Genomic DNA, 20136 nt, shown 5'->3' with positions numbered 1-20136 from the left:
CATGAACCTGTTGTTCCGCGACGTCGACGGCGGGCCGCTGTGCCCGCAGGGCAGCGTGGCCTGCATCGGTGCCTTCGACGGCCTGCACCTGGGCCACCAGGCGTTGCTGCGCCATGCGGCCGCGCGCGCTCGCGCGCTCGGCGTGCCGACGGTCGCGGTGACTTTCGAGCCGCTGCCGCGCGAGTACTTCGCCCGGCCGGTGCCGCCGCGCCTGATGCTGGCGCGGGCGAAGGTGCTCGGCCTGCGCGCGCTGGGCGCGGACGCCGTGGGCCTGCTGCGCTTCGGTCCGCACCTGACGGAGATGAGCGCGGAAGCCTTCGTGCACGAACTCCTGGTCCGGCGCCTGGGGGTGCGCGAGACGTGGGTCGGGCCCGGCTTCCGCTTCGGCCAGCATCGCGGCGGCAACCTGGTGACGCTGCAGCGGCAGGGCGGGCGCCACGGTTTCGACGCGGGCGCGATCGCCCCGGTGCTATTGGACGGGGAAGCCGTCTCCAGCACCCGCATCCGCGCGGCGTTGCAGGCGGGGGACTTCACCGCTGCGGCCCGCCTGCTGGGGCGTCCCTACGCGATCGGCGGCCACGTCGTGCGCGGCCGCCAGCTGGGCCGCACGCTCGGTTTCCCGACCGCCAATCTGCGCTTTGGCGGCAAGGTGCCGCCGCTGTCGGGGATCTTCGCCACCCGCGTGCATGGCGTCGGCGCGCTGCCGATGCCCGCGGTGTCCAGCTTCGGCACGCGGCCCACCGTGGACGGCGTCGAACCGCTGCTGGAAGCGCACCTGTTCGACTTCGATGGCGACCTGTACGGGCGCCGGATCGAGGTCGAGTTCGTGGCAAGGCTGCGCGACGAAGAGAAATTCGACGACCTGCCGTCGCTGGTCGCGCAGATGCAGCGCGACGCGGCGCAGGCGCGGGATATCCTCGCTACCGGACACACGCCTGCACATCCCCGTGCGGCCCTTCCAGAACAAGCATCGCAACGACAGGCATGAGCGTGAGCGCAGATTCGGCGACCGACCCCAACCGCTACAAGGCCACGATCCACCTGCCGGCCACCGACTTCCCGATGCGCGGCGACCTGCCCCGGCGCGAGCCGGAGACGCTCGCGCGCTGGCAACAGGAAGACCTGTACGCACGCATCCGCGAGCAGGCCAGGGGCCGCCCGTCGTGGGTGTTCCACGATGGCCCGCCATACGCCAACGGCGCGATCCACCTGGGCCACGCGGTCAACAAGGTGCTCAAGGACGCGGTGGTGAAGTCGCGCCTGCTGGCGGGCTTCGATGCCCCGTTCGTGCCGGGCTGGGACTGCCACGGGTTGCCGATCGAACTGGTGGTCGAGAAGAAGTTCGGCAAGGTCGGCAGCATGCTCGATGGGGGCGTGCTCGACGCCGCGCAGTTTCGCGCCAGGTGCCGCGAGTACGCCGAAGCCCAGATCGACCTGCAGCGCGCCGACTTCAAGCGCCTGGGCGTGGTCGCCGACTGGGACAACCCGTACCGCACCATGGACCTGGCCTACGAGGCCGACATGCTGCGCGCGCTGGCGACGATCATCGAGCGCGGGCACCTCGCGCGCGGAGTGAAGCCCGTGCACTGGTGCTTCGACTGCGGCTCGGCGCTGGCCGAGGCGGAGATCGAATACCAGGACAAGCAGTCGCCGGCGATCGACGTCGCCTATCCCGCAAGGCAGCCAGGGTCGCTGGCTGCCGCATTCGGCGTCGCCGTGCCCGACGACGCCGAGGTGGCGGTGCCGATCTGGACCACCACGCCGTGGACGTTGCCGGCGAGCCTGGCGGTGAGCGTCGGCCCGGACCTGGAATACGTGCTGGTCGAAGGCCCGCGCACGCGCGATGGCCGGCGCCGGCTGCTGGTCTTGGCCGAGGCGCTGGCGACGCAGGCGTTGCAGCGTTACGGTGTCGAAGACCTGGTCGTGCACGGCAGCGCGCAGGGCGTGGCGCTGGAAGGACAGCGGCTGCAGCATCCGTTCTACGACACCTACGACTACGACCGCGAAATCCCGATCCTGCTCGGCGACCACGTCTCCGCCGAAGACGGCACCGGCGCCGTGCATACCGCGCCGGGACATGGCCAGGACGACTTCGTGGTCGGCCAGCGCTACGGCCTGGTCGACGCGGTTACGGCGGGCGAACTCAACCCGGTCGATGGCCGCGGCGTGTATTTGCCGTCGACGCCGGCGGCCGGTGGCGTGGCGCTTGCGGGCATGCACATCTGGAAGGCGAACGACGCCATCGTCGAGGTCCTGCGCGGCAATGGTTCGTTGCTCGCCCACGCCGTCATCACCCACGCCTATCCGCATTGCTGGCGCCATCGCACGCCGGTGGCGTTCCGCGCCACGCCGCAGTGGTTCATCGCGATGGAACAGGCGCAGTTGCGGCGCGACGCGCTGGCCGCGGTCAGGGACGTGCGCTGGATCCCGGAGTGGGGCGAGGCGCGCATCGCCGGCATGGTCGAGGGCCGCCCGGACTGGTGCATCAGCCGCCAGCGCACCTGGGGCGTGCCGATCGCGCTGTTCTACGACCGCCAGAGCGGCGAACCGCACCCCGACACCCCGGCGCTGATGCGCCAGGTCGCAGACATGGTCGCGCGCGAAGGCGTCGAGGCCTGGCACGCGCTGGACCCGGCCACGTTGCTCGGGGCCGACGCGCCACGCTACGAAAAGGTGACCGACATCCTCGACGTGTGGTTCGACTCCGGCGTCACCCATGCCTGCGTGCTCGCCAGGCGTCCGCAGGACGGCCTGCACAAGCCGGCCGACCTCTACCTGGAAGGCTCCGACCAGCATCGCGGCTGGTTCCAGTCCTCGCTGCTCACCGGCGTGGCAATGGATGGCGTCGCGCCGTACAAGCAGTGCCTGACGCACGGCTTCACCGTCGATGCGCAGGGCCGCAAGATGTCCAAGTCGCTCGGCAACGGCATCGAGCCGCAGGACATCATCAAGACGCTCGGCGCCGACATCCTGCGGCTGTGGATCCTGTCCACCGACTACCGCAACGAGATGTCGCTGTCGCAGGAGATCCTCAAGCGCACCGCCGATGCCTACCGACGGATCCGCAACACCGCGCGCTTCCTGCTCGGCAACCTCAATGGCTTCGATCCGTCGCGGCACCTGGTGGCGCCGGCGGACATGGTCGCGCTCGACCAGTGGATCGTGCATCGCGCGCACGGACTGCAACAGCGGATCGCCGCCGCCTACGAGCGCTACGACTTCGCCGAGATCGTGCAGGCGCTTTCGAATTTCTGCAGCGTGGACCTGGGCGCGCTGTACCTGGACGTGACCAAGGACCGGCTGTACACGATGCCGGAGGATTCGGCTGGGCGGCGCAGCGCGCAGAGCGCCATGTACATGGTCGCCGAGGCGATGGTGCGCTGGATCGCTCCGATCCTGGGCTTCACCGCCGACGAGATGTGGCGCTACCTGCCCCCGGCGCCGGGACAGGCGCAGCGCGGCGGCAACGTGCTGTTCTCGACCTGGTACGACGGGCTGCAGCCGCTGGCCGATGATGCGCCGTTGTCCGCGGAGGACTTCGAGCGCCTGCTGGCCTTGCGCGACGACGTGGCCAAGGTGCTGGAACCGATGCGCGCCAACGGCGAGATCGGCGCCGCGCTGGACGCCGAGATCGCCCTGCGCTGCGGCGTGGCCGACCAGAACCGGCTGGCGCCCATCGTCGACGAGTTGCGCTTCCTGTTGATCAGCGGCGACGTGGAGGTCGTCGCCGACGACGCCGCCACGGACATCGCGGTGCTGGCCACGCCGACCACGAAGCCCAAATGCGTGCGTTGCTGGCAGCGCAGGGCGGACGTCGGCAGCGATCCGGAGCATCCGGAGATCTGCGCGCGCTGCGTCGGCAACATCGACGGCGCGGGCGTGGGCGAAACAAGGAGGTGGTTCTGATGGCCGTCGCGATCAAGCGCAATGCCTTGCCCTGGCTGCTGTTGTCGGCCGTGGTCGTCGTGCTGGACCAGCTCAGCAAGCTGTGGGTATTGCGCAGCCTGCCGGAATTCCAGCCGGTGCCGGTGATCGACGGCTTCTGGAACTGGTTCCGCACCTACAACACCGGTGCGGCGTTCAGCTTCCTGAGCGATGCCAGCGGCTGGCAGCAATACCTGTTCGTGGTGCTGGCGGGGGTCATCAGCGGCTTGCTGGCATGGTGGCTGGCCAGGACCCCGCGGGCTGACTGGAAGACGGCGCTGCCGTTCGCGCTGGTGATCGGCGGCGCCATCGGCAACGTCATCGACCGCCTGCAACACGGCCACGTGGTCGATTTCATCCAGTGGTACTGGCGCGACCATTACTGGCCCGCGTTCAACCTGGCGGATTCGGCGATCGTCGCCGGTGCGGTCGGGATCGCCCTGTTCGGCCTGCTGCAGAAGCCGAAGGCGTAAACTGGGCGGCACCGACATTCCTGCAGGAAATTCCGGCCATCGCTGGGCCGGGAGCACGACCATGGACATCGTCCTCGCCAATCCCCGTGGTTTCTGCGCCGGCGTCGACCGCGCGATCGAGATCGTCAAGCGTGCGCTCGACAGCCTCGGCGCGCCGATCTACGTGCGCCACGAGGTCGTGCACAACCGCTACGTGGTCGACGAGCTCAAGCACCGCGGCGCGATCTTCGTCGAGGAGCTGGACGAAGTGCCGGACGGCGCCACCGTCATCTTCAGCGCCCACGGGGTTTCGCAGGCGGTGCGCGCGGAGGCGGGACGGCGCGGGTTGAAGGTTTTCGACGCGACCTGCCCGCTGGTGACCAAGGTGCACCTGGAAGTCGCGCGCCAGTGCCGCGCCGGGCGCGACATGGTGCTCGTCGGCCATGCCGGCCATCCCGAGGTCGAGGGCACGATGGGGCAATGGCGCACCGAGGCGGGAAGCGGGCTGGCCGAAGGCGGGAACATCCACCTCGTCGAGGACCTGGACGACGTCGCCGCTCTCCAGGTCGGGCAACCCGACAACCTTGCCTACACCACGCAGACGACGCTGTCGGTCGACGACACGCGCGCCATCATCCAGGCCTTGCGGGAGAAGTTCCCGTCGATCCAGGGTCCGCGCAACGACGACATCTGCTACGCGACGCAGAACCGCCAGGACGCCGTGCGCGAACTGGCGCGGCAGTGCGACCTGGTGCTGGTGGTCGGTTCGCCCAACAGTTCCAATTCCAACCGGCTGCGCGAGCTGGCCGAGCGCGAGGGCGTGGAGGCGCACCTGATCGACGGTGCGATCGAGATCGATCCGCGCTGGGTCGCCGGCCGCCACCACATCGGCGTCACCGCCGGGGCCTCGGCGCCGGACGTGCTGGTCCGCGGCGTGGTCGAGCGCCTGCAGCAACTCGGGGCGCACGCGGTGCGCGAGCTCGACGGCGAACCCGAGGACATGGTGTTCGCCCTGCCCAGGGAGCTGCGGCTGCAACTGGTCGACTGAGGCGGGAGCCGCTAGAATCTGCGTCCCCCTGGCGGCAGGCGTCGCCGCACCCGCCGGCCACCACGGCTCCGGGGCCACGAAACACGCCGGAATAGCTCAGTTGGTAGAGCGGCGCATTCGTAATGCGTAGGTCGTAGGTTCGATTCCTATTTCCGGCACCATCTATTTCAATAAAAACAAACACATAGAACGCTCTGGAGCTGCTAGAAAGACCGCCAAACACCGGCAAATCGTGTCCCAGAGTTGTCCCAGTGTCCCAGAAGTGTCCCGAGAAAGCCCTGCAAAAGCGGGGCTTTTTCTTTGCGCGATCGACGCATGGTCAAGGCGGGCGGCTTCCGTGTAAGAACTGCGAATGACAACATTCAACAGCTTGGAAATCCTTCGCTCCATCTACCCAGATCGAGTTGCCCTCAGCCCTGAAGAGGTCGCATCCGTCCTTTACGGAAGACAGGACCGTGCCGCGGTTCAAGCCGTTAGAGCGATGCTGCTGCGTGGGCGACTCGTGCCCTTTCTTACAAAGATAGGTGGGCGTTGGATCATCCCTATGGCTGCGCTTGCGCAAGCGTTGGAAGATCTGCAAGTGGTGCCCTTGGGGCGTCCACATTTGCGACGTCACATCGCACAAGCGCGTAAGCGGTCTGGCTGGAGAGCGAAGATAGGGGAGCGGCCAGGGGACCCAAAGGTGCGTGCATACAGAGACTGAAAGGAGCGGCCGTTGGAACTTTCAGAATTCATGCATGGCGGTGCGTGTCACCGCATGGCGTAGTCTCAATTTGCAGCGTGGCATGTCGAACGTCGAATCGTTCTGCTAATGCGGCCGCCAACGATTGCCGGATCTGCTCGGCATCACCGGCACTGTCATTGAGGACGACATGCGCGGTTAGGATCGGTTCCTTCGATCCCAGCGCCCAGGCGTGCAGATCATGAATCGCCGCGACACCGGGGTGGTCCAGCATCATGGTCCGCACAGTGGCCATGTCCATGCCGGCGGGCACGCCTTGCATCAGCACTTGCCCCGCCTCTCGCAGCAGCGTCCACGTGCGCGGCAGCACCCACAGGCCGATCAGCACGGCGATGATCGGGTCCATCACCGCCCATCCGGTGGACTTGATGACCAGCGCACCGATGATCACGCCCACGGAGCCGAGCATGTCACTCCAGACTTCCAGATAGGCGCCCTTGACGTTGAGGCTCGTACCACTGCCCGCCTTGAGCAGGCGCATCGAGATCAGATTGATGATCAGACCGATCGACGCGATCGCCAGCATGCCGGTGGATGCGACTTCAGGCGGATGGCGGAATCGGCCCACCGCCTCCCACAGGATGTAACCGGCCACGACGAATAACAGGCCACCATTGACCATTGCGCCGAGCGCTTCCATCCGGGCGTAACCGTAGGTCCGCTTGGCGTCCGGCGGGCGACGACTCAAGCGCACAGCGAATAGCGAGATTGCCAAGGCGATGACATCGGTGCCCATGTGCGCGGCATCCGACAGCAGTGCCAAGCTGTTGGTCAGCAAGGCGCCGGCGACTTCCGCTACCAGGAATCCCGCGGTGAGCCCGAGGGCCCACCATAGCGGCTTCTCGTGCTTGATCTCACCGGCCTCGTGATCGTGTCCTGCGCCCATCTCAAGCCTCCTGATCGCCCTCGCCGATGATGACGGCGTGCTCAACCTGGCTGATGTAGATCCAACCCGCTTCGGCGCGGCCAGTGCGCCCAGTGCGCTGGAAAATCTCCACCGCACGCGCCACGTCGCCGTCTTCGCAGAAGAGTTCCATTTGCACCTCACTAATCACCTGATCACCGAACTCGACCGAGAATTGCTGCTCACGACTGCTGAGCGCCCGTAGCAATCCCTTGACATCGAACAGGCTCAGCCGCTGGAAGCCGGAAGCTCCCAGCGCATGGATCAAATCGGAAACCCGATTGCGATGGACGAAGGCCTTGATCTGTTTCATGACGTGGTCTCCTTTGCATTGTCCTCGGCGGCTTTGCGATCCGAGCGGTTTTCGAGCCATTCGTACAACACGGGCAGCAGGATCAGCGTCAGCAGGGTCGAGCTGATCAAGCCCCCGACCACCACAGTCGCCAGCGGGCGTTGGGTTTCTGCACCGACGCCGCTGGAGAGCAGCATCGGCACGAGGCCCAGGATCGCCACACTGGCCGTCATCAGCACCGGGCGCAGACGCAGCGCAGTGCCTTGCACCACCGCCTCACGCACCGACAGACCCTTGTCGCGCAGCTCGTTGAGGAAGCTGACCAGCACGATGCCGTTGAGCATCGCCACGCCGAACACCGCGATGAAGCCGATCGCCGAGGGCACGGACAGGTATTGGCCCGTAACGAACAGCGCCAGCAGCCCGCCGATGGTGGCAAATGGCACATTGGCCAGGATCAGCGCCGCGTACTTGATCGAGTTGAACGCGGTGTAGAGCAGCACGAAGATGAAGAAGATCGTGATCGGCACGATCAATGCCAGTTTTGCCAGGGCGCGTTGCTGGTTTGCGAACGCCCCGCCCCATTCGATCCAATAGCCGGCCGGTAGTTTGACCTGCTGCCTGATCGCGGCATCGGCATCCTTGACGAAGCCGTCGACATCGCGGCCGCGCACGTCCATCTGGATGACCGCGTAGCGCTGCAGCTGCTCGCGGCGGACGAACGAGTAGCCCTCGGCCACGCTGACATCGGCCACCTCCGACAGCGGCACCACGGCGCCGGTGGCGGTACGCAAGGGAATCCGGCGCAACGCTTCCACCGAGTCCCGGGTGGCCTCGCTCAGGCGCACCGCGATATCGAATCGCTTGACACCGTCCAGCAGCACGCTGACCGGCTCGCCGCCCAGGCCGTTGCGGACGATGGTCAGCACCTCCTCGGCATTCATGCCGTGGCGGGCCAGTTCGTCGCGATCGACCTCGATGCGGATTTGCGGCTTGCCGACATTGGCCTCCAGCGACAGGTCGGCCACGCCCGGCACCTTGCCGAGCGCGGTCTTGAGCTGTCCGCTGATGCGGTCCAGCTGTTCAAGGTCTTCACCGTAGAGTTTCAGCGCCAGCGTCGCGCGGACGCCGGAGATCAGCTCTTCCACCCGCATCTGGATCGGCTGGGTATAGCCGGGCACGACATTGGGCACCACTTTTTCCAGCGTCTCCTGCATGGCCTCTTCAAGCTGCTTGATGTTGCGTCCGCTGGTCCACTCGTCCTCGGGCTTGAGTGCGGTGTAGATCTCCATGTAGTTCACGTCGGCAGTCTCGCCCTTCTCGGCGCGGCCGATCATCGCCAGCGTGGTGTCGACCTCCGGGAATTGCTCGAACGCCTTGGCGATGGTGTTGCTGGTCCGGATCGACTCGTTGAGCGAGGTCGACGGAATGCCTGTGACGCGCCACATGATCGAACCTTCCTGCAGCTGCGGCATGAACTCCTTGCCCAGGAACGGGAACAGCGCCAGGCTTGCGACCAGCGCAAGCAAGGCACTGACCACGACCACTTTCTTGCGCGCCAGTGCCTTGCCCAGCAATGGCTGGTAGCCGCGTTTGATCCGCGCCACCAGCCAGGTATCGCGCTCCGGCTTGGGCTTGAGGATCATCGACGCCAGCACCGGGATCAAGGTCAGGCTCAGCAGCATGGACCCGGCCATCGCAAAAGCGATGTTGAAGGCCATCGGCTTGAACATCTTGCCTTCCAGGCCCTCCAGCGCGAACAGCGGCAGGAACACCACGATGATGATGGTGATGGCGAAGGTGATCGGATTGGCGACCTCCTTGGCGGCCGCCAGCACCGCGGAAGTCTTGTCGACCTTCTCGCCGTGTTCCAGGCGCTCGGCCATGATCCGGAATGCGTTCTCGACCATGACCACTGCGCCATCGACCATCATGCCGATGCCGATCGCCAACCCCGCCAGCGACATCAAGTTGGCCGACAGACCGGCCTGGCCCATGCCGATGAAGGCGATCAGCATGGCCAACGGCAAGGTCACGATGACCACCAGCGCCGAGCGCAATTCGCCCAGGAACAGGAACAGGATGATCGCGACCAGGATCGAGCCTTCGATCAGTGCCCGCACCGCGGTGCCGACGGCCTTGTTGACCAGGTCGGTGCGCTCGTAGATGGGTTTGAGCACGATGCCCTCGGGCAGCGCGTCGCGCACGACATCGAGCTTGCCCTTGACCGCCTCGACCACGTCCTTGGCGTTCTCCCCGATGCGCGCCAGCGCCATGCCCAGCACGACTTCCTCGCCGTCGCGCGTCACTGCGCCGAATCGTGGGGCGGGCGCTTCGACAATGGTGGCCACATCGCGCAGATAGACCGGCACGCCATCCTCGGCCTTGAGCACGATCTCACCGATGTCTTCGGTTGATTTCAGCAACCCCAAGCCGCGCACCAGGAACTGCTCGCGGCCCACATCCATGACGTTGCCACCGACCTGGCCGTTGTTGGCCGGCAGTGCAGCGATCACGTCACCGAAGCCCAAGCCGCGGGCGTACAGGCGTTGCGGGTCGATCTGCACCTGGAACTCGCGTTCGCCGCCCCCCCACGAAGTTACGTCGTCGACGCCGGGGGCCGTGCGCAGGATCAGGCGTACCGTCCATTCCTGCCAGGTGCGCAGATCCATGTCGGTAACCTGGTCCTTGCTGACGCCCGGAGCGCGTTCGACCGTGTACCAGAACACCTGACCCAGGCCCGAGGTATTGGGCCCCATGCTCGGCTTGCCGTAGCCTTCTGGCAACCGGTCGCCGATTTCCTGCAACCGCTCGTTGACCAGCTGACGGGCGAAGTAGATATCCATGTCGTCCTCGAAATAGACGGCGACGTAGGACAGTCCGAATAGACTGACCGACCGGATCTCCTGCACTTTCGGCAGGCCTGCCAAGGCGGACTCAACGGGCGTGGTGAGCAGCAGTTCCACGTCCTCGGCTGCGAGCCCCGGGGACTCGGTGTAAATGTTGACCTGGACCGGAGTCACGTCGGGGAAGGCATCGATCGGCACGTTGCGCACCGCATTGACGCCAAGGAACGCGACCACTGCAAAGATGATCAGGACCAGGAACTTGTAACGCAGGGAGAGTTCGACCAGGCGATTCAGCATGGCGCGCCTCCGCGCGTCCTGCGCAAGGAATCAATGCCCATGACCTTCTCCCAGTTGCGCCTTGAGCAGCTGCGATTTCACCGCGAACGCGCCGGCGACGACGACCGTGTCGCCCGCCTTGAGTCCTTCTCGGATCACGGTGCGGTCGCCGATCGCATCACCGGTGCGCACCGGCACCGGTTCCAGCGCCCCGGCCGCATTGCGGCGGAACACCACCGTCTCGCCTTCGAGTTGCACCAGGGCGTCGGTCGGCACCGCGAGTTGGGTGGCGGACGAGTTGTCGGCATCGGTAGCGGCCGTCGCGTTGAAGTACACCTCGACGAAGTCGCCGCCGTGCAGGCGGTCGGCCTGGTTCGGCACTTCGAGCCGGATCGTCGCGCTGCGGGTCGCATCCGACGTGCGGTGGGCACTGCGCAACACCTTGCCGGCGATGCGCTCGCCGCCAATCACGACCGTCGCCGGGCTTCCGGCCTCGATGCGCGGCGCCGTGCCGGGGGGGAGCTTGGCATCCACCCAGACGATCGATTCATCGACCAGGCGGAACAACGGCTTGCCCGGCTCAATGCGCTGGCCCACCACGAAGTCGTCTTCGGTGATGCGCCCGGCATGCGGCGCGGTCAGGGTGAACTGGCCGTTGACGGCGCCGCTGGCGGTACCAGGCAGGCCATAGGCCTGGGCTTTGGCGCGGGCGCGATCCACCGCGACCTTGGCTTCGGTGATGCGACGGCCGGCCACCGCTTCGCGGCCCAGCGCCGAGACGCGACGCCATTCCTGTTCGGCGATGCGCAGATCGGCCTGCGCATCGGAGACCTCGACGCTGGCCAGCGTCGCCAGCGGCGCGCCGGCCCGGACCTCATCGCCCAGCCGGGCGTGACGGCGAACCACCAACGCTTCGACCCGAGGCGTGATCAGGGTGGTGCCGTAAGCGCTGTCGACCACTTCGCCCGGGGCGCGCAGTTCTTCACTGAGCGAGGTCGGTTGCAGCGTCTGCAAGCGGATGCCGGCGGCCTTGAGCGCAGCGGCGTCCATCGCCACGGGGACGACGGCTTCGCCGCTTTCCTCGGCGTGGTCGCCCGCGCCTTCGGCGTGATCGGCCTCGGCAGATTCGGCCGTTGCAGCCGGAGTGGATTCAGCCTCGGGGGACTTGCCGCAGCCGGCGAGTGCGATCAGCACAGCCGCCGTCAAAGGCAGGCACAGCCATTCGTATCGGGTCATCAGGGAATCTCTCATGGGGTTGCCTCCAGGCCGACCCAGCGTTCGAGCTGGCCGGTGGCGGCGAGATAGTCGGCGTAGCTGCGCCACAGGCGCGCTTCGAGTTCGGCACCGGCAAGCGCGGTGTCCAGGGTCTGTTTGAGTTGCAGCAGGTAGTCGGCGGTCGACTGCTCGCCTTCGCGCCACAGGCGTTCGAGCAGGTTGGCGCGGCGTTCGACATCGGTGCCGCGACTGGCCTGCCAACGCGACCATGCCGCGTGCGCGGCGGCATAGCTGTCGATAGCGCGGCGGCGATCGGCGTCAAGCTCGATCTGCACCCGCTCGACTTCTGCGATCGCCACGTCGGCGTCGGCTTGTGCGGCCACGACCTCGGCACGGTACGAATTGCGCACGAACAGCGGAATGCTCACCGACACGCCGACGACGTTGTCCTGCAGTCCGTCGTAATCGATGCGACCTGCGCGCACGCCGACTGTGGGATCGGCGACGCGGTTGCGGCGGGCGACGGTGACCTCGCGTTCGGCGGCAAGCGCCGCGGCTTGCGCGGCCTGCCAGTCGGGCAACCCTTCGATCCCGATCCCAGGCGTAACCGGCGGCGGCAGCGTGTCGCTGGGCAATGCCATCGCGGCGAGGCTGTCCGGCGCCCCCCCAAGTGAGCGAAAGCGCGCTTCGGCCTCTGCGTGTTCGGCAATCAATCGCGACTGCTCAGCCTGCGCCTCATCGCGGGCCAGCAGCGCCAAGTCGCGCTCCAATCCCGAGATGTCGTCCGCCGCGAACTGCTTGTCGGCCAGCCCGGCGAAGCGGGTCACCAGCGCCAGCCGGCGTTCGCCGGTCCTGACGCGCTGTTGTGCAGTCTGCAGTTCAGCCCAACCGGCGAACCATTGCTGGATGAAATCGCGCCGGCGCATGCGCGCCTCGGCCGCCGTCTGCTCCACACGCGCGGCGGCGGCGTCGCGCCGCACCCGGCGCTTGCCGCTCAGGTCGAGCGTCAGGTTGAGGCCGACAGTCGCGGTCCGGTCCGGACCTTCATCATCCGCGGCCAGTTCGATTTCGGGGTTGTAGAGCGGCTGGCCGGCGGCATCGAGCCGGGCACGCGACGCGGCAAGCTGCGCCTCGCTGGCACGGTACGTGGGGTGCTGTTGCCAGGCGGCCTGGAGGGCGTCGCGAAGCGCCGGCGGTGCGTGCGAATCCGGTGGTTGCTGGGCCGCGACGGGTCCCGACAGCAGGCCTGCTGCGAGAACGGCCATGGCCAGCCGCGCGACGAATCGTCGCGACAAGCGAAAAATGGGCATGCGTGATCCTCTGAGTCAACGTCGTCCTCCGGCGCAAGGCGCAAAAGGTCGTAATGAACGTCACTCAGGCGATCGGTGGTCTCAATTCCTGAAGCGGCGAGGCGCTGGGAGGTGGGCCTGTATTGCAGGCGGTCAATCCATTGGTCGTAATCGCCAGCGAGAGGTGGGCCGTCGGCACGACTGCGGCCGCGTGATGGCACTCGCAGTGCGTGCAGGTCCCGGCATGGCCGGGCAGGGTTTTGCCCAGGTCGGCATCGCCATTGTTGGCCGATACCGCCTTCATGACCGCTTGGCTACTGTCAGCACCAATCCCCAGATCGATGAAGTCGTGCTTGGGGCAAGCCGCGGCCGCGCCGATCTTCACTGTGAACACCAGCAGCACGAGCACTGCCAGCCGCGCAGACGAGCGCAAGCGGGCAAGCAAGGGACGAGGCGCGGCCGACAGCATGCGCGCAGAATACAGGCTGATCACAGTGTTACGAAATTTCATCGGCCCGGCGCCCGTACTCGCGCCATCCCGCGCGGAACACCCGCCAGGCCGACCGCAGGAAGATCACCAGCAATACGCCGGCGACCGCCAGATCGGGCCATCCCGCATCGAAGAGCCAGACGCCCGCCGCGGCCGTCAAGGCCGCCAGCCCGTCGAACATGTCGTTGCGCGAGCACTCCCACGCTGACGCCAGATTCACATCGCCGTGACGGAAAGGCGTCAGCAGGCGCAGGCAGATCAAATTGGCACCGAGATTGATCAGGGCCGCGATGCCGATGCCCTCGAACAGAGGAACGGCGGGATGCAGCAGGCGCCAGACGATCTGCCCGGCCACCACCATCGCCGCGAGCAGGATCAGGCCACCCTTGACCAGCGCCACCTTCGCCTTGGCCTGTCCGCTGGCGCCGACCACCGCCAGGCTCAGGGCGTAGGTCAGCGCGTCGCCGAAGTTATCCAGGCCGCCGGACAACAGCGACGAGGATCGGCTGTATAGCGCCGCGGCGATCATCATCACGAAGGTCACGACGTTGATCGCCAGCACGGTCCGCAACACGCGGCGCTGGCCCGCTTCCATCGCCTGCACGTCCATGGCACGTCCGCAGCACGAGTCGCTCATGGTGCTATTTCTGCCTCATCGAAGAGAGTATTTCGCAGCGCATGCTCGGCTCAGGAACGCTCGGACACGCGCTTGGAACGGATGTTGACGAAAAATCCGACGATCGCGGCGATGGCGACACCCAACTGGGCCAGCAGCGACTGCCAGGACGGGTACACACCCAGCCACTCGATGCGCGGCACTGCGACCAGTGCCTGCGCGACCCAGCCGGCTTCCTGCAGGGCGGCGATGCCTTTGCCGACCAACACCACAGCAAGCACGGCGATCAGGATCGAACTGATCGAGAAGAACTGGCCGATAGGCAACCGTTTGCTGATGCCCAACATCCAGTACGCGACGGCAGCGAGTGCAACACTGCCTGCAATCAATCCGCCGAGAATGGCCGTACTGTTCTGCTCACTCCACATGGCGATGAAGAACAGAATCGTCTCGAACACTTCGCGGTACACCGCAACGAACGCGAGCAGGAACAGGAACACGGCCGAGCGGCGGGTCAATGCTGCCGACATCTTCGCGTGCAGGTACTGCTGCCAACGACCTGCCAGGCTCTTCTGATGCATCCAGATGCCCACGCCCAGCAACACGACCGCGGCGAACAACGCCGACAAGCCTTCAGTCACCTCCCGGCTCGCGCCGCTGATGCCGACCAGGTAGGTGGCCGCGCCCCACGTCAGCACACCGGCAAGCAGGGCACCGATCCAACCGGCATGGACATAGGGCAGCACCTCGCGGCGCTCTGCCTTGCGCAAGAATGCAATCATGCCGATCACAACCAGTAGCGCTTCCAGGCCTTCGCGCAGCAGGATGGTGAAGCTGCCGAGAAACGCGGTCGTTGCATCGGTATGGGCGTCCTGCAGGACGGATTCGGCGCGATCAAACAGCGCGGTGATCCGCTTGGCCGTCGCGTCGAGATCTCGGATGGGCGCGCCCTGCCCAAGTTGTGCACGAAACTGTCCCATCGCTGTTTCGATCTCGCGCAACAGGGCGCGATCGCGGGCGGCCAGCATGGGTTCCACCGGTTCAACCCCATCCAGATAGGACGAAAGCGCCCAGACTTTGGCCTGCGACGGATTGCCCGCGGCGTAGGCCTGGACGCTGTCGGCCAGACGCTCGCGCGCCAGCGCGAACGGGCCTGCCGCCAAGCCGGGTGCAGGCTCTGCGACGGCTTTGGGCGTGGCGCGTAAATACGCAGTGATGGCCTTGGCCTGTGCTTGGCCGAGGATCCCGGCCAGATCGGACTCGGTGGAATGTGTCAGCGCTCCGATGGACGGAAGCCGCCGGTGCAGCTCGGGGTTGTTGCGCCATAGGCTTTCCCCCTGTGCGCGGTCCTGCGGCGAGTACGCCAAGCTTCCGACGTAGAACGCCAACGCCCAGCGGTCGGCGTCCGGCAAAGCTGAGAAGCTGGCCATCGACGTGCCGGGAACGCCTTGTGAGATCACTTCATACAGCGCCAGCGGACTGCGCCGGGCGGCCCGGTCCGGATCAGTGAAGGCGATCGGCGGCGGGTTCAAACTCGCGCCGGCCGGACCATCGCCAGCGCCGGTCGGCCCGTGGCATGCAGCGCATTGCTGTGCGTAGAGCGGCGCGGCGCGAGCCGGGTTCGGCGGCGATGCCGGGACAGCCTCGATCGGATAGCTAGCGAGCAAGCCATCGGCCAAGTGATGGGCCAGATCGGCGACCGTTTTCGAATCGGCTCTGGCCCCGACCGCAGCGATCAGTCGATCGGATTGCGCGACCAGCGCCGATTGCCCAGGGGCGGAGGGCAACGCAGCGAGCTGGCTGCGGATCGTGACCGAGAACTCACGCATCTCTGCGTACTCGGCCGGGGAGACCACTTTTCCTCCCTGGATCGCGCCGGCGTAGTCCACTGCCACGTAATCCAGCAATTGCCATGTCTGGCGCGGGTCGGGTCCGACCTCTCCTGCCAAGGCGCACGGGACGAACGTCGCCAGCAGCAACCAGAGGACCAACGCACGGCTGAGAAGGCTGGACAGGCTGGGCATGAAGAATTCAATGGGGAGAGGGCCGACGCATGGCGACAATCGCGTTGGCGGGGAGACAAGACAGTGTAAAGTCCGTAGTCGCTACAGGGTCAAGAGGCCGTTCGACATGAAGATCAGCGAAGCCGCCGCGGTCAGCGGCTGCCATCTGGAAACCATCCGCTACTACGAGCACGCCGGGCTCATGCCCCAAGCTCGCCGCAAGGCCAATGGCTATCGGGATTACGGCGAAGAGGACGTGAACCGCCTTCGCTTCATTAGCCGCGGCCGGGAACTCGGTTTCAGCCTCGACGAAATCCGCAGCCTGCTACGCCTGGGCGGCAGCGACGCGATGTTGTCCTGCAGCGAGATCGATGTCGTGGCCCGGGGGCATCTGGCCGATATTCGCAGCAAGATTCGCGAATTGACACGGATGGCCAAGGAACTGGAGCACACCATCAACGCGTGTTCGGGTGGAACACGGGGGCAGTGCGCAATTCTGGGCGCGTTACGCCACCCGCGGTCACCGGCTGGAACCGCAATGCGGTCCACGCGGGCCGCCGATCCGCGTGATGGGCAGTGCTAACGCCGAAGTCCTCAATCTCGTGGTTCCAGTCATAGCCCAAATTCGGAACCGCGCAAGCCCCCTTTTTTTGTTCGATACGATTGCCCACCGATCGCATGTGGCCTTCGACCGTCTGCCGGCAAAGCTGACCACGGGCAGGGGCAGCAGCTGAACAAGCTTGCCCTGACATACGCATGGAGGAACAGTCGGAATGCGTCGGTCAGGGGGGCTGCCATCGCCGGATAAACCCTTTGTTTCTAGGCGGTGATCGCCCTGAGCAATTGCCAGAGCCCAGATATGGGGGCGCATCTGGGACACGCGACCTCCGGAAAAAAGGGCTTCTGCAACAGCATTGGCCTGATTTACACTATCTTTTCTGCGCCGGAAAAAACGATCTGCACATTCGTAATGCGTAGGTCGCAGGTTCGACTCCTGTTTCCGGCACCAGCAGAAAGAAAAACCCGCCTTCATCGGCGGGTTTTTTTGTGGCGCAAGCGCCGTCGCTCAGTGCGAGGGCGCCTGCCGGGATCGGGAGCGCGTGACCTTCCGGTAGAAGTCGCGGAGCAGGACCAGTGCGAGCAACACCATGATGCCGGTGAACACGCGCTCCGGTGCGACGTGCAGGCCGAGCTTGGCCAGCACCGGCCGCAGCAGCTTGACGCCGAAATCCTCGACCTGGGCGAAGCCCGGGGCGACGTACTTTTCCGCCAGCTGCCCGGTGGCGGCCGCGGCCGTGGCCGGCTGCACCGTGGCCTGCGGCACCAGCAGCGTCCACAGCCCAGCCAGGACGATGAAGATCGCCAGCACGGTCATCAATACCATGACCCGGCTCTTGCGCTTGGCCGGCGGTGGCGGCGTGTAGGGTTCGGCGGGCGGCGTGTGGCCGGTGTCCGGGACGACCGTGTGTCCACGCCGCCCCTGCAGTGCGGCAACCGCATCGGCCGGCGACTCGGGGGGCTGGCCGTGCGCATCCTTGAGCTGGGCGAGCGCGGCGATCAACACCTGGTTTTCCTTCTGCCGCTCGCTGCGCTCTGCTTCCATGATCCTGGCCAGTGCTTCGGCCGAATCGCCGCCGCGATCGCCACCGCGGCGGCGGTCGACCAGATGCGCATCGCCCTCGGTCGGCAACGAGCTCTCGAACATCCACAGCCAGACCAGCAGCAGCGGGAAACCGAGCAGGATCGCCACCACCACGAAACGGATCGCCCAGTCGGGGATGCTGAAGAACGGGAAGACCTGGGTGGCGACCTGCACCACCACCCATCCGGCGACGATGTACATCACCCCACCGCGGTAGATCTGGCGGCGCTTGAGCTCGGTGAAGAAGTTGGACTTGGCCATGGCACTCCCCGGTCGCTACACGTGGCTGAACGCAGGACGGATGCAGCAGGGGCCACGGGCCCGCCCCGCATCGCGAATCGCGCGATAATGCGGCCAGGCGCCGGGAGGCCTGCGCCGTGGCATCATCGTGTCTCCTCAGGACTGCGCCCCATGGATCCCATCCCTCTCGAAGACCTGGCCCTGCTCGAAGTGCTGCAACGCATCGACCAGGCCGCGCCGTTGACCTCCGGCGATACCGAAATCCGCCAGCGGCTGGTGGACAGCGGCCTGGTGGACGACGGGGAAGAGCCACCGCGCCTGACCTCGGCAGGGGTCGAGCTGTGCAAGTCGCTGCAGCACCGGGTTGCCGCCGACGCCCAGGCGGCGCGGATCGTCGAGATGCGCGAGGCGGCGGAGACCACGACCAACACCTTCGCTGGTGATGGCAACGGCGTGACCGTCTCCGGCTGATCCGCTGATCCGGCGAAGCCGGCAAGTCCACGGGACCTCGAGCCCACGACGCCGGACGCGAAACAGGGGCCACTGGGGCATCGACTTCGAATCGGGCGGCGCGCCGGGATTCCGCGCGGGATCGCGAAGTGGCGCTGCGGGACCAGTCCTGCCGATTCCATCTGGCCACACCGGCCACGGGCGCGTGCCTTGGCGCCGAGAGCCGGGTGCGACGCGCTGAAGAGACTGCAATCGCTCCCCAGCCCTGGTGCTGCCGCGGTGCGCATGCGCTTGGCCGTTACTATGCTTGACACAGTATGCGTGCCTATGTACCGTGTGACAAACAGTAGCGGTGGCGCATGATCGAAAAGCAAGCCAAGGCGGCAAGGGAAGCGGGACTGGTCGAACTCCGGCGCGGTGTGCTGGTGCTGGCCGTACTCAGCCTGCTGCGCGAGCGCCAGTACGGCTATTCGCTGCGCCAGGCCCTGGCGGGGGGCGGCATGCCGATCGAGGAGGGCACGCTGTATCCGCTGCTGCGGCGGCTGGAGGCGCAGGGCCTGCTGCTGAGCGAATGGGACGCCGCAACGGCGCCGCCGCGGCGCTACTACCGGCTCAGTCGCGAAGGCGAACGCGCCTACGCGGACCTGTCTGCTGCCTGGCGCGCCCAGGCCACGGCGATCGATGGCTTTCTGAAGGGGGATGACGGGAAATGACGACGGCGAACGACGTGATCGAATCCTATGTGCGCGATGTCGCGCGCCTGCTGCCGCACAAGCGGCGCAACGACGTCGCGCTCGAACTGCGCGCGCTGCTGCAGGAGGAATTGGCGGCGAAGGCTGAAGCCGCCGGGCGCGCACCGGACAGCGCGATGGCGGTAGCCTTGCTGGCCGCGTTCGGTCGCCCCGCGGAGGCCGCGGGGCGCTACGAGCCGCGCAAGCCGCTGATCGACCCGGAGGACAACCACGATTTCGCGATCTGGATGATCGTTGGCATCTTCGTGGTCGGGATGTCCGACGCACATTTCGAACTGGACCTGGTGAAGTGGTTCGCCTGCCTGGCGCTCGTCTTCATGGCGATCGCGTGGTTCCGCCGCCGGCGGCCCGAGGGCAGCTTCGCCTGGAAGCCGCGCCCGGATCCGAAGCCCGCGCGCGCACCGCGCTGGCAGGCGTTGCTCGCCGCGGCGGGCCTTGCCGTGTTCCCGCTGGCGATGTACGTCGCGCCGCAGGCGTTCTGGGATACGGCGACCCTGGGCCATGGCGTTGGCGGCGGCCTCGCCCTGAGCGAGGCGTTCATGCACAGCTGGCAGCGCGCGGCGACGATCGGCTGGTTGATCGCGTACGTCGCCGTCTGGCTCGGGGTGGCGCTGCAGGGCGGCTGGCGCCGCTGGAGCCGGCGCGCGGGGATCGTCACCGGCTTTGGCCTTGGCCTGATGCTGCTCGCGCACGCGGCGCCGATGACGGCATTCCTCGACCCGACGCCCTTCGCGATCTTCGTGCTGCCCCGCGCAGACGCGGTCGCGATGCCGTGGTTCCGGTTCGCCGGCGGGCTTGTGCTGCTCAGCGCACTCTACGAGGCCTACCTGGAATGGGTGCGGATCGAGCCGGCCGCGGAAGCGGCGTCGCCCGCCGCCATCGCGACCGGAAGCGCCTGATCCCAGCGCGTGCGACGCCCGCCCGCTAGAGTGGCGGCGTCGCACGCAGGGAA

At 66.7% G+C, this 20136-nt stretch carries 17 protein-coding genes and 2 tRNA genes; 10 read left to right on the top strand and 9 right to left on the bottom strand.

Annotated elements, in window-relative coordinates; all coding sequences use genetic code 11:
- Position 1: 1 nt before the first annotated feature.
- The 5 genes from MQC88_RS03940 to MQC88_RS03920 all read left to right on the top strand — a co-directional run bounded on the left by MQC88_RS03940 (position 2) and on the right by MQC88_RS03920 (position 5585).
- Positions 2-988 carry a bifunctional riboflavin kinase/FAD synthetase gene (locus tag MQC88_RS03940; protein WP_243319308.1) on the top strand — a complete coding sequence of 329 codons (987 nt, stop codon included), beginning with the start codon at positions 2-4 and terminating at the stop codon, positions 986-988.
- Between the two features lie 74 nt (positions 989-1062).
- Positions 1063-3906 carry an isoleucine--tRNA ligase gene (gene ileS / locus MQC88_RS03935; protein ID WP_243320267.1) on the top strand — a complete coding sequence of 948 codons (2844 nt, stop codon included), beginning with the start codon at positions 1063-1065 and terminating at the stop codon, positions 3904-3906.
- The gene (lspA, locus tag MQC88_RS03930; protein ID WP_243319307.1) at positions 3906-4397 is read left to right on the top strand and encodes a signal peptidase II; all 492 of its coding nucleotides are present in this window, start codon (positions 3906-3908) and stop codon (positions 4395-4397) included. Before ileS ends, lspA begins: the two co-directional genes overlap by 1 nt.
- A 61-nt stretch (positions 4398-4458) precedes the next feature.
- On the top strand, positions 4459-5424 hold the full coding sequence (ispH, locus tag MQC88_RS03925) for a 4-hydroxy-3-methylbut-2-enyl diphosphate reductase (protein ID WP_243319306.1): 966 nt from the start codon (positions 4459-4461) through the stop codon (positions 5422-5424).
- A gap of 85 nt (positions 5425-5509) precedes the next feature.
- Positions 5510-5585: transfer RNA gene (locus MQC88_RS03920), tRNA-Thr, on the top strand.
- A gap of 570 nt (positions 5586-6155) precedes the next feature.
- On the opposite strand, the gene MQC88_RS03915 is transcribed toward MQC88_RS03920, so the two are convergent.
- From MQC88_RS03915 to MQC88_RS03880, 8 genes are all read right to left on the bottom strand, one after another.
- A complete protein-coding gene (locus MQC88_RS03915; RefSeq protein ID WP_243319305.1) occupies positions 6156-7052 on the bottom strand; it encodes a cation diffusion facilitator family transporter in 897 nt (298 codons plus the stop codon).
- A gap of 1 nt (position 7053) precedes the next feature.
- Entirely contained in the window at positions 7054-7383 is a 330-nt protein-coding gene (locus tag MQC88_RS03910; protein WP_243319304.1) for a P-II family nitrogen regulator, read from the bottom strand.
- Complete coding sequence (locus tag MQC88_RS03905) at positions 7380-10508, bottom strand: efflux RND transporter permease subunit (protein ID WP_243319303.1); 3129 nt, start codon at positions 10506-10508, stop codon at positions 7380-7382. Before MQC88_RS03905 ends, MQC88_RS03910 begins: the two co-directional genes overlap by 4 nt.
- Positions 10509-10538: 30 nt before the next feature.
- Positions 10539-11723, bottom strand: a complete 1185-nt coding sequence (locus tag MQC88_RS03900; protein ID WP_243319302.1) for an efflux RND transporter periplasmic adaptor subunit — start codon at positions 11721-11723, stop codon at positions 10539-10541.
- Positions 11724-11734: 11 nt separating this feature from the next.
- Positions 11735-13012, bottom strand: coding sequence for a TolC family protein (locus MQC88_RS03895; RefSeq protein WP_243319301.1), 1278 nt, complete (start codon positions 13010-13012; stop codon positions 11735-11737).
- Positions 13013-13076: 64 nt separating this feature from the next.
- Positions 13077-13502, bottom strand: coding sequence for a hypothetical protein (locus tag MQC88_RS03890; RefSeq protein WP_243319300.1), 426 nt, complete (start codon positions 13500-13502; stop codon positions 13077-13079).
- A complete protein-coding gene (locus MQC88_RS03885) occupies positions 13489-14118 on the bottom strand; it encodes a cation efflux transmembrane domain-containing protein (protein WP_243319299.1) in 630 nt (209 codons plus the stop codon). Before MQC88_RS03885 ends, MQC88_RS03890 begins: the two co-directional genes overlap by 14 nt.
- A 50-nt stretch (positions 14119-14168) precedes the next feature.
- Entirely contained in the window at positions 14169-16121 is a 1953-nt protein-coding gene (locus MQC88_RS03880) for a cytochrome c/FTR1 family iron permease (protein ID WP_243319298.1), read from the bottom strand.
- A 106-nt stretch (positions 16122-16227) separates the two neighbouring features.
- Between MQC88_RS03880 and MQC88_RS03875 the strand changes: the two genes are divergently transcribed.
- Together MQC88_RS03875 and MQC88_RS03870 are read left to right on the top strand one after the other, a co-directional pair.
- Positions 16228-16683 (top strand): MerR family transcriptional regulator, encoded by a 456-nt coding sequence (locus MQC88_RS03875; RefSeq protein ID WP_243319297.1) that lies wholly within the window; start codon positions 16228-16230, stop codon positions 16681-16683.
- A gap of 359 nt (positions 16684-17042) precedes the next feature.
- A tRNA-OTHER gene (locus tag MQC88_RS03870) sits at positions 17043-17109 on the top strand.
- Positions 17110-17166: 57 nt separating this feature from the next.
- Here the strand turns inward: MQC88_RS03870 and MQC88_RS03865 are convergent.
- A complete protein-coding gene (locus MQC88_RS03865) occupies positions 17167-18003 on the bottom strand; it encodes a hypothetical protein (protein ID WP_243319296.1) in 837 nt (278 codons plus the stop codon).
- 150 nt (positions 18004-18153) lie between these two features.
- Between MQC88_RS03865 and MQC88_RS03860 the strand changes: the two genes are divergently transcribed.
- The 3 genes from MQC88_RS03860 (at position 18154) to MQC88_RS03850 (ending at position 20083) form a co-directional block, all read left to right on the top strand.
- Complete coding sequence (locus tag MQC88_RS03860; RefSeq protein WP_243319295.1) at positions 18154-18453, top strand: hypothetical protein; 300 nt, start codon at positions 18154-18156, stop codon at positions 18451-18453.
- A 338-nt stretch (positions 18454-18791) separates the two neighbouring features.
- Complete coding sequence (locus tag MQC88_RS03855; RefSeq protein ID WP_243319294.1) at positions 18792-19145, top strand: PadR family transcriptional regulator; 354 nt, start codon at positions 18792-18794, stop codon at positions 19143-19145.
- Positions 19142-20083: a hypothetical protein gene (locus MQC88_RS03850; RefSeq protein WP_243319293.1), complete on the top strand. Its 942-nt coding sequence runs from the start codon at positions 19142-19144 to the stop codon at positions 20081-20083. The genes MQC88_RS03855 and MQC88_RS03850 overlap by 4 nt, the downstream gene beginning before the upstream one ends.
- The last annotated feature ends 53 nt before the right edge of the window (positions 20084-20136 follow it).

The organism is Cognatiluteimonas sedimenti (assembly GCF_022808325.1).
Lineage (GTDB): Bacteria > Pseudomonadota > Gammaproteobacteria > Xanthomonadales > Xanthomonadaceae > Cognatiluteimonas > Cognatiluteimonas sedimenti.
This window is presented reverse-complemented; position numbering and strand designations above follow the sequence as displayed.